The organism is Odoribacter sp. N15.MGS-14 (genome assembly GCF_000980245.1).
In the GTDB taxonomy this organism is placed as follows: domain Bacteria; phylum Bacteroidota; class Bacteroidia; order Bacteroidales; family Marinifilaceae; genus Odoribacter; species Odoribacter splanchnicus.
In genome coordinates this window covers 1-395 of record NZ_LARE01000209.1, presented here as the reverse complement: position 1 = coordinate 395, position 395 = coordinate 1, and the positions used below count along the sequence as shown (strand labels likewise).

Annotated in this window: 1 rRNA gene; it reads left to right on the top strand. The window is 41.8% G+C overall.

The annotated features are described in order from the left end of the window. Positions 1-296 precede the first annotated feature (296 nt). Positions 297-395: ribosomal RNA gene (locus tag WS34_RS15200) — 23S ribosomal RNA — on the top strand; the annotation flags it as partial.

Sequence of the window (395 nt, the reverse complement as noted above, 5' to 3'; positions counted from 1 at the left end):
GCCGTACCGGAAGGTGCGGCTGGAACACCTCCTTTCTGGAGATCAGTTATTATCTGCACTTGCTGGCAAAACCTTCAACCTTTACCATAAGCTGACAGCCGGGAGGCAGGAAGCACAGGTTTTCGGAACATGGAAAAGGTTCGATTCCTTTTAACCTGTCAGTACTCGTAAGAGTAACAGTTCTTTGACATACTGGAAAGATGGAAAAATATATTCCACAACAATGAGCAAAAATAGAAATCATATAAAGTCTTACGACATGAATGATTTCTGAGTAAGCTAAAAGTATAAAATTGAAGTAAATAATAAAGGGCGTATGGTGGATGCCTAGGCTCTCAGAGGCGATGAAGGACGTGATAAGCTGCGAAAAGCTCCGTTTAGGTGCAAATAACCTT